Source organism: bacterium, assembly GCA_036524115.1.
Taxonomy (GTDB): domain Bacteria; phylum JAUVQV01; class JAUVQV01; order JAUVQV01; family DATDCY01; genus DATDCY01.
The window spans coordinates 1-9,002 of sequence record DATDCY010000140.1 but is presented as its reverse complement, the minus strand read 5'-3'; the positions used below and the strand labels follow the sequence as shown (position 1 = coordinate 9,002).

7 protein-coding genes are annotated in these 9,002 nt (G+C 70.0%); all 7 read left to right on the top strand.

Annotation, left to right across the window (positions count from 1 at the left end):
- The coding region (locus VI078_06730) for a shikimate dehydrogenase (GenBank protein ID HEY5998987.1) at window positions 1-258 on the top strand (258 nt) is incomplete at its 5' end.
- A gap of 143 nt (window positions 259-401) precedes the next feature.
- Window positions 402-2,207 carry a type IV-A pilus assembly ATPase PilB gene (pilB, locus tag VI078_06725; GenBank protein ID HEY5998986.1) on the top strand — a complete coding sequence of 602 codons (1,806 nt, stop codon included), beginning with the start codon at window positions 402-404 and terminating at the stop codon, window positions 2,205-2,207.
- 54 nt (window positions 2,208-2,261) lie between these two features.
- Window positions 2,262-3,371: a type IV pilus twitching motility protein PilT gene (locus VI078_06720; protein ID HEY5998985.1), complete on the top strand. Its 1,110-nt coding sequence runs from the start codon at window positions 2,262-2,264 to the stop codon at window positions 3,369-3,371.
- Between the two features lie 44 nt (window positions 3,372-3,415).
- Window positions 3,416-4,624 carry a type II secretion system F family protein gene (locus VI078_06715; GenBank protein HEY5998984.1) on the top strand — a complete coding sequence of 403 codons (1,209 nt, stop codon included), beginning with the start codon at window positions 3,416-3,418 and terminating at the stop codon, window positions 4,622-4,624.
- Between the two features lie 13 nt (window positions 4,625-4,637).
- The gene (locus tag VI078_06710; GenBank protein HEY5998983.1) at window positions 4,638-6,347 is read left to right on the top strand and encodes an ATP-binding protein; all 1,710 of its coding nucleotides are present in this window, start codon (window positions 4,638-4,640) and stop codon (window positions 6,345-6,347) included.
- Window positions 6,344-7,735 (top strand): sigma-54 dependent transcriptional regulator, encoded by a 1,392-nt coding sequence (locus VI078_06705; protein HEY5998982.1) that lies wholly within the window; start codon window positions 6,344-6,346, stop codon window positions 7,733-7,735. The genes VI078_06710 and VI078_06705 overlap by 4 nt, the downstream gene beginning before the upstream one ends.
- A 56-nt stretch (window positions 7,736-7,791) precedes the next feature.
- The coding region (locus VI078_06700) for a glycosyltransferase family 39 protein (protein HEY5998981.1) at window positions 7,792-9,002 on the top strand (1,211 nt) is incomplete at its 3' end.

Sequence of the window (9,002 nt, the reverse complement as noted above, 5' to 3'; positions counted from 1 at the left end):
CGCGGCGACCCGCTCCCGCTGCCGCGCGGCGGCCTGCGCCCGGGGCAGGTCGTCGTGGACATCGTGTACCGCCCGCGGGTGACGCCGCTGCTCGCCGCGGCCGCCGCCGCCGGGGCCCGCACCGTCGACGGGCTGGGGATGCTGCTGCACCAGGGGGCGCTCGCGCTGGAACTCTGGACGGGGATGCGGCCGCCCCTGGAGACGATGCGCCGGGCCCTGAGGACCGCGGCCGGCGGGGCCACGCGCGGCAAGCTGTGACCGCTCCTCCGGGGTGCAGGTCTAACCGGTTGTCCGGCTTGACTTTTCGGGACCGCGCTTCTATAACAAACAAATTGTGAAATGACACCGTCCCGCTTCTGTTCCGGGGACGGCGGTTGCCAGGTCATAAACGGGGGAGAGGCGTGGCGCTCAAGCTCGGTGAACTTCTCAGGGACCAGGGGATCATCTCCCCCGACCAGCTGAACAAGGCCCTCGAACAGCAGAAGGCCCAGGGCGGGCGGATCGGCTACCATCTCGTCCAGCTGGGCTTCGTCACCGAGGACCAGATCACCACGCTGCTCTCGCGCCAGTTCGGCGTCCCCTCCGTGAACCTGGGGAACTACGGCATCGACCGCGAGGTCATCAAGCTGATCCCCGCGGAGGTGGCGAAGAAGTACCTCGTGATGCCCATCAGCCGCGTCGGCATGACGCTCACCGTGGCCATGGCCGACCCCTCGAACGTCTTCGCGATCGACGACATCAAGTTCATGACCGGCTACAACATCGAGCCGGTCGTCGCCGCCGAGGCCGGCGTCATCGACGCCATCAAGCGCCAGTACGGCGGCGGCGGGGGCGTTGCGGAGTCGGGGGGCGCCAAGGAGACCGTCGACGGCAAGGACTACGCCCTCAGCGACGACGAGATGTCGAGCGAATTCGCCGAGATGGAAGGGGGCGACAGCCCGGTCGTCGACGTCGACGACTTCGACAAGCTCGTCTCCGGGGCCGTCGACAACGTCGAGGTCGTCGAGGAGGAGCTGGACGAGAAGGGGATCGAGGACGTCGACGCCCCGATCGTCAAGCTCGTCAACGGCATCCTCATCAAGGCCATCAAGATGGGCGTCAGCGACATCCACATCGAGCCCTACGAGAAGTCCTTCCGCGTGCGCTACCGGCTCGACGGCGTGCTGCGCAAGGCGATGGGCCTGCCGCTGAAGATCCGCAACGCGATCATCTCGCGCATCAAGATCATGTCCAGGCTCGACATCGCCGAGCGGCGCCTGCCGCAGGACGGGCGCATCAAGCTCAAGCTCGGCAAGAAGCGCGACATGGACTTCCGCGTCTCGGTCCTGCCGACGCTCTTCGGCGAGAAGGTGGTCATGCGCCTGCTCGACAAGTCCAACCTCCAGCTCGACATGACCAAGCTCGGCTTCGAGCAGCGGGCGCTCGACGACTTCCAGGCCGCGCTGCACAAGCCCTTCGGGATGATCCTGGTCACCGGCCCGACGGGCAGCGGCAAGACGACGACGCTGTATTCCGCGCTGCACCAGCTCAACCAGGTGAGCGAGAACATCATGACCGCCGAGGACCCCGTCGAGTTCAACCTCGCGGGGATCAACCAGGTGCAGATGCACGACGAGATCGGCCTGAACTTCGCGGCCGCGCTGCGCTCGTTCCTGCGCCAGGACCCCGACATCATCATGGTCGGGGAGATCCGCGACTACGAGACCGCCGAGATCGGCGTCAAGGCCGCGCTCACGGGCCACCTCGTGCTCTCGACGCTGCACACCAACGACGCGCCCTCGACGATCAACCGCCTGCTGAACATGGGCATCGAGCCCTTCCTCGTCTCCTCCTCGGTGATCCTCATCGTCGCCCAGCGCCTGCTGCGGCGCATCTGCTCGGGCTGCAAGGCGGAGGTCGAGGTCAACCCGCAGGCGCTCATCGAGGTCGGCTTCTCCCCGGAGGAGGCCGAGACGATGAAGGTCTACCACGGCACCGGCTGCTCGATCTGCTCGGGCACCGGCTACAAGGGGCGCGTCGCGCTCTACGAGGTCATGACGATCTCGGATCGCATCCGCGACCTGATCCTCCAGGGCGCGAGCACCTCGGAGATCAAGGCGGCGGCCGTGGAGGGCGGCATGTACACGCTGCGGCGCAGCGGCCTGGAGAAGGTGAAGCTCGGCGCGACGACGGTCGAGGAAGTGATTCGCGTCACCTTTGCCGACTAGGGGGCCATCTGGTAGACTCGCGGACAACATCGGGGTAGGGACGGGGGGCGCACGATGGTCAGCCTGCACGAACTGCTGAAGGAGATGATCGAGAAGGGCGCCTCCGACCTGCACATCACCACCGGGACCGCGCCCGTGCTGCGCATCGACGGCGCGCTCATGCCGATCAAGACCCTCGAGCCGCTCGGCGCGGCCGACACCAAGCGGCTCTGCTACAGCATCCTCACGGACGCGCAGAAGTACAAGTTCGAGGAGGAGGACGAGCTCGACCTCTCCTTCGGCGTCAAGGGCCTCTCGCGCTTCCGGGCGAACATCTTCATGCAGCGCGGCGCCGTCGCGGCCGCCATCCGCACCATCCCCTTCAAGATCCTCTCCTTCGAGGAGCTGGGTCTGCCGCGGATCGTCAGCGAGCTGTGCGACAAGCCCAAGGGGCTGATCCTCGTCACCGGCCCGACCGGCAGCGGCAAGTCCACGACGCTCGCGGCGATGCTCGACAAGATCAACATGGAACGCCAGTCCCACATCATGACGATCGAGGACCCGATCGAGTACCTGCACCACCACAAGAAGTGCGTGGTCAACCAGCGCGAGGTGCACGCGGACACGCAGAGCTTCAAGAAGGCCCTCAAGTACGTGCTGCGGCAGGACCCGGACGTCGTGCTCATCGGCGAGATGCGCGACCTGGAGACGATGGAGGCCGCGCTCACGGTCTCCGAGACCGGCCACCTCTGCTTCGCGACCCTGCACACCAACTCCTGCCTCCAGAGCATCAACCGCATCGTCGACGTCTTTCCGCCGCACCAGCAGCCCCAGATTCGCGCGCAGCTCTCGTTCGTCCTCGAGGGGGTGCTCTCGCAGCAGCTCATCCCCAAGGCCAGCGGGCACGGACGGGCGCTGGCGCTCGAGGTCATGGTCCCGAACATGGCGATCCGCAACCTGATGCGCGAGGACAAGATCCACCAGATCTACGGCATGATGCAGGCGGGGCAGGCCAAGTACGGCATGCAGACGATGAACCAGGCGCTGCATAACCTCTACCTGCGCCGGCACCTCAGCTACGACGACTGCATCAGCCGTTCCACCGATCCGGACGAGCTGATCCAGATGATCCAGCGGAGCGGCGGCGGCCCGTCCGGGAGCGGGGCGCCGCGGCGGCCTAGCTAGAGGACCGACCGCATCGCGGCCGGGAGGATTGCGGGAGGAGCGGGATGCCGGCTTTCAAGTACGAGGGCAGGAACAGGGCGGGCGCCACCCAGAAGGGCGTGATCGAGGCCGCCGACCAGGGCGCGGCCGTCGCGCTGCTGCGCCGGCAGGGCGTGCTCGGGGCGAGCGTCAGCCCCAAGTCGCGCGACATCCAGCTGAAGATCCCCGGCTTCGAGCCGAAGGTCACGGAGAAGGACCTCGTGACATTCACGCGGCAGTTCGCGACGATGATCGACGCCGGCCTGCCGCTCGTGCAGTGCCTCGAGATCCTCGGCGGGCAGACCGAGAACAAGACCTTCGGCGGGATCATCAACAAGGTCCGCGCCGACGTCGAGCAGGGGTCGACCTTCGCCGAGGCGCTGCGCAAGCACCCGAAGGCGTACCCGGAGCTCTACGTCAACATGGTCGCGGCCGGCGAGGCCGGCGGCATCCTCGACACGATCCTCAACCGGCTCGCCACCTACATCGAGAAGACGATGGCCCTCAAGAAGAAGGTCAAGAGCGCGATGGTCTACCCCTCGGTCGTCGTCACCGTCGCCGTGGCCGTCGTCTTCCTGATGCTGCTCTTCGTCATCCCGACCTTCGAGAAGATGTTCCAGGACTTCGGCGGCACGCTGCCGGCGGTCACCCAGTCGGTCATCGACCTGAGCAAGTTCCTCCAGAAGTACTGGTGGCTCATCATCGGCGTCATCGTGGCGGCGATCGTCGGGCTCAAGCGCTACCGCGCCTCCGAGAGCGGAAAGCGTCAGACCGACGCGATGGCGCTCAAGCTCCCGATCGTCGGCGTGCTCGTGCGCAAGGTCGCGGTGGCGAAGTTCACGCGCACGCTCGGGACGCTCATCACCAGCGGCGTGCCGATCCTCGACGGCCTCGACATCGTCGCCCGCACCGCCGGGAACAAGGTCATCGAGGAGGGCATCCTCAAGACCCGCCAGGCGATCTCTGAGGGCAAGACCATCGCCGAGCCGCTCCAGCAGACGGGCGTCTTCCCGCCGATGGTGGTGCAGATGATCGGCGTCGGCGAGTCGGCGGGCGCGCTGGACACGATGCTCGGCAAGATCGCCGACTTCTACGACGAGGAGGTGGACACCGCGGTGGGCGCGCTCTCCTCGATGCTCGAGCCGTTCATCATGGTCTTCCTCGGCATCGCGCTCGGCTACATCGTCATCGCGATGTACCTGCCCGTCTTCAAGCTCGCCGGCACCATCGGCTAGCAGCGGGCGGGTCGTGGCGGACGGTCGGGACGGCCAGCCGGGCCGGCCGGGCGGCGGCTCGGGCGTCGCGGGGCGCCTGCGCTGGCTCATGGGCCTGCGGCTGGTCGTCGCGACGGTCATGCTCGGCGTCACCATCATCCTGCAGGTGCGCCAGGGCGAGGAGTTCTCCTCGACGCCGTTGCGCGGGCTCTACCTGTTCGTCGGGCTGATCTACCTGCTGACGATCGCCTACGCGCTCCTCCAGTCGCAGGTGCGCGACCAGGCGCGGTTCGCCGTCGTGCAGCTCGCGCTGGACCTCGCGGTGCTCTCGGGCGTCGTGGTCATCACCGGCGGGGCGGCGAGCCCGTTCGTCATCGTCTACTTCCTGATCATCATCGGCGCGGGGATCCTCTTCTACCGGCGCGGGAGCCTCATCGCCGCGGCCGGCAGCGCCGTCCTCTACGGCGCCGCGGTCGGCGCCCCGCTGGCGCCGCGGGTGGCCGCGGTGATCGACCCCGCGGGGATGTTCGCGACGATGAGCCGCACTGCCGTCGGCTACCGCCACCTGCTCGCGGTGTTCGGCTTCTTCCTCGTGGCGTTCCTGGCCGCCCACCTTGCGGAGTCGGCGCGGAAGGCGGGCGTGCAACTCGACGCCGCCAGCGCCTCGCTCGCGGAGCTGGAGCGGCGCAGCGAGCACATCCTCCAGAACATCGCCAGCGGCCTGGTGACCACGGACCTCGCGGGGACGATCACCTACTGCAACCGCGCCGCGGAGCGCATCGCGCAGCTCTCGGCGGCGGCCGTCATCGGGCGGCCGTTCACCGCCGTCTTCCACCTGCCGCCCGGCACCGACCTCTGGGCGGACCCGGCCCAGCTCGCGGAGGGGGCGTTGCGCGCCGAGGGGGGGATGGCGGGCGCGGGCGCCGGCGGGCCGCTGCTCGGGATGACCTTCTCGGCGCTGCGGGACGGCGAGGGCAGGAGCACGGGGGTCATCTGCGCGTTCCAGGACCTGACGGCGATCCGGCGCATGGAGGAGCAGGTCCGGCGCTCCGACCGCCTCGCGGCCGTCGGCGAGCTGGCCGCCGGCATGGCGCACGAGATCCGCAACCCGCTGGCGAGCCTCAGCGGCTCCATAGCGATGCTGCGCGAGGAGCTGGTCGTCGAGGGCACCGGGCGCGAGCTGCTCGACATCGTGACCGGGGAGGTCGTGCGCCTCGACGCGCTCGTCACCGACTTCCTCGGCTACGCCAGCCCGCGCGACATCGCGGCGCGCGAGACGGACCTGCTCGAGGTGCTGCAGGAGACCGTGACGCTGCTGCAATCGCGCGCGCGCGGCTGCCGCATCGCCGTCGCCCGCCGCGGCCCGGCGCCGGCGCGCGCCGAGGTGGACCCGCAGCTGGTGCGGCAGGTGTTCTGGAACCTGGCGCTCAACGCCGTGGAGGCGATGCCGGGCGGCGGGCGGCTGGACATCGCGGTGGGCGCGGGCGAGCGGGAGGCGACGGTGGAGTTCGCGGACACCGGCGTCGGCATCCCGCGCGCGGCGCTCGCGAAGATCTTCACGCCGTTCTTCTCGACCAAGGAGCAGGGCACCGGCCTGGGCCTGGCGCTCGTGCACAAGATCGTCGAGGCCCACCGCGGGCGCATCGACGTCGAGAGCGAGCCGGGCCGCGGCACGATCGTCCGCGTGGTCTTCCCCGTGCGCCAGCAGGCGCCGGCGCCCTCGCCGGTGGAGGCCGCGGCGTGAGCGGCGCGCCGCGCGTGCTCGTCGTCGACGACGAGCCGGGGATCCGCAAGGTCCTCTCCGTCATGCTCGCGAAGGAGGGCTGCGCGGTGCGCACGGCCGCGGGGCGGGCCGGCCTGGAGGCCGCCCTCGCCGAGGGGCCCTGCGACCTGCTGGTCACCGACATGCGGATGCCGGACATCTCCGGCCTCGATGTGCTGCGGCTGGTGCAGGAGCGCTGCCCCGGCGCGCGGCTGCTGGTGATGACCGCCTTCCCGTCGGCGGACGCGACGATCCAGGCGATCCAGCTCGGCGCGGTGGACTACATCGTCAAGGAGGGCGACTACCTCGGCCGGATCCGCCAGCTCGTGCGCGAGGGGATCACGCGCGGCCGCGACCGCGAGGAGCACGCGGCGCACCTGGAGGTGCGCGGCGACAACCGCAGCGACTTCCTCATCGGCGACAGCCCGGGGCTCGTGGAGATCTTCAAGGTCGTCGGGCGGGTCGCGGGCCGCAAGAGCACGGTGCTCATCACCGGGGAGAGCGGCACGGGCAAGGAGCTGATCGCGCGGGCGATCCACACGCACAGCGCGCGCGCCGCGAAACCGCTGGTCAGTGTCAACTGCGGCGCCCTCACGGAGACGCTGCTCGAGAGCGAGCTGTTCGGGCACGTGAAGGGCTCCTTCACCGGCGCCGTGGCGGACAAGAAGGGACTCTTCGAGGCGGCCGACGGGGGCACGCTCTTCCTCGACGAGATCGGCGAGACGAGCAAGGCCGTGCAGGTGAAGCTGCTGCGGGTGCTCCAGGAGGAGAAGGTCCGCCGCGTCGGGGACAGCCGCGACATCACGGTGGACGTGCGGATCATCGCCGCGACGAACCGCGATCTCGGCGCGTTGCTGCGGGACGGCGCCATGCGGGAGGACCTCTACTTCCGCCTCAACGTGATCCCGATCCACGTTCCGCCGTTGCGTCAGCGGACCGAGGACATCCCGAAGCTGGTGCTCTACTTCGTCGCGAAGTACGGGGGCGACGGCGCCGCCGGGGGCGTGGAGGTGACGCCGGACGCGCTCGCCGCGCTCACGGCGTATCCCTGGCCGGGAAACGTCCGCGAGCTCGAGAACGTGGTGGAGCGGGTCATGGCCATGCACCCGGGGGAGCCGATCACGGCGGCGGCGCTGCCCGAGCACATCCGTACCGGGGAGGGAGGGGGGCGGCTCGCGCCCGCGGAGGGCGCGCCGCCGGCGGCCATCCCGCCGGAGGGCATCAACCTCGAGGAGACGGTGAACGAGTTCGAGAAGCGCCTGGTGGCGCAGGCGCTGCAGCTGGCCGGCGGACGCCGGGCCGAGGCGGCGCGCCTGCTCGGCCTCAACGACCGCACCCTCCGCTACCGCTTGGACAAGTACGGTCTGTGAAATGGGGACAGACTTATTTTCCAGCGTTCGTCTCGTGTGATTCGGGCGGCTGTCCCGTGGAAAACAAATCTGTCCCCGTTTTCGGTCTGCCGGCCGGGTTCTGGCTCGCGATCGGCGCCGGCGTCGCGCTGCGGTTGTGGTATCTGTCGGACCTCGTGCAGCAGCCGTGGTTCGGCTACCCGCTTGTCGACTCCCTGACGTTCGACCGCACCGCGCAGCAGATCCTCGCCCAGGGGCACCCGGCGGCCTTCTTCCGACCGCCGCTCTACCCATACTTCCTCGCGGCGGTGTATGCGGCTGCCGGGCGCAGCTTCGCCGTCGTGGCGATTGTCCAGAGCCTCCTCGGGCTGGCCGCGCTCTACCCGGCCTACCGCCTTGGCGAACGCTGGTTCGGGCGGGCGGCGGCCCTCGGCGGGGCGTGGATCGGCGCCTGCTACCCGCTGCGGATCTTCTTCGAGGGCGAAGTCCTCGACGTCACGCTGTTCGCCTTCCTGCTGCTCTGGGGCCTCTGGACGCTCTGGCGCGGGCTCGAGGGCGGCGGGCCGCTCACGCCGCTGCTCTCGGGGCTTCTGCTGGCCGCCGCGGCGGTGACGCGTCCCAACGTCATCGTGGCGCTGCCGTTCGCCGTCCTGGGCGCGGCGCTGGCCTTCTGGCGCCGGGGCGGGGCCGTTCGCCCGACCGCGGCCGCCGCGTGGGCTCTCGGTCTCGTCGTCGGGATCGCGCCGACCACCATCCACAACTGGCGGGCGGAGGGCGCCGTCATACCTGTCGCGGCCAACGGCGGCGTGAACTTCTACCTCGGCAACGAGCGCGGCGCGGATGGCGTGACGCCGGTCCCGCCAGGGCTGCGCTGGGAGGCGACGATGCTGCGGCCGGTGCGCGCGGGCCAGGCCTCGCTCGCGGCGCAGGACCGCTGGTGGTACGCGCGGGCGAGGGAGGAGATCGTGGCCGCGCCCGGGCGCTGGGCGCGGTTGCTCGGCGTCAAGACCGGCATCTTCCTCGGAGCCCCGGAGCCGAGCAACAACAAGGCGCTGGCGCACTTCACGGCGGTCTCCTTCCCGGTGCGCCACTACCGCTGGTGGTGGGGCGCGCTGGTCTGTCTCGGCGCGCTCGGCTGCCTCGAGGTCCGCGGGCGCGGGCCGCTGTTCCTGGCGGTGTTCGCCGCCGGGTACGGCGCGTCGGTCGTCCTGTTCTTCGTCGCCGAGCGCTATCGGCTGCCGCTCGTGCCGCTGCTGGCGCCGGCCGCGGCGGCCGGCGTGCTGGCGCT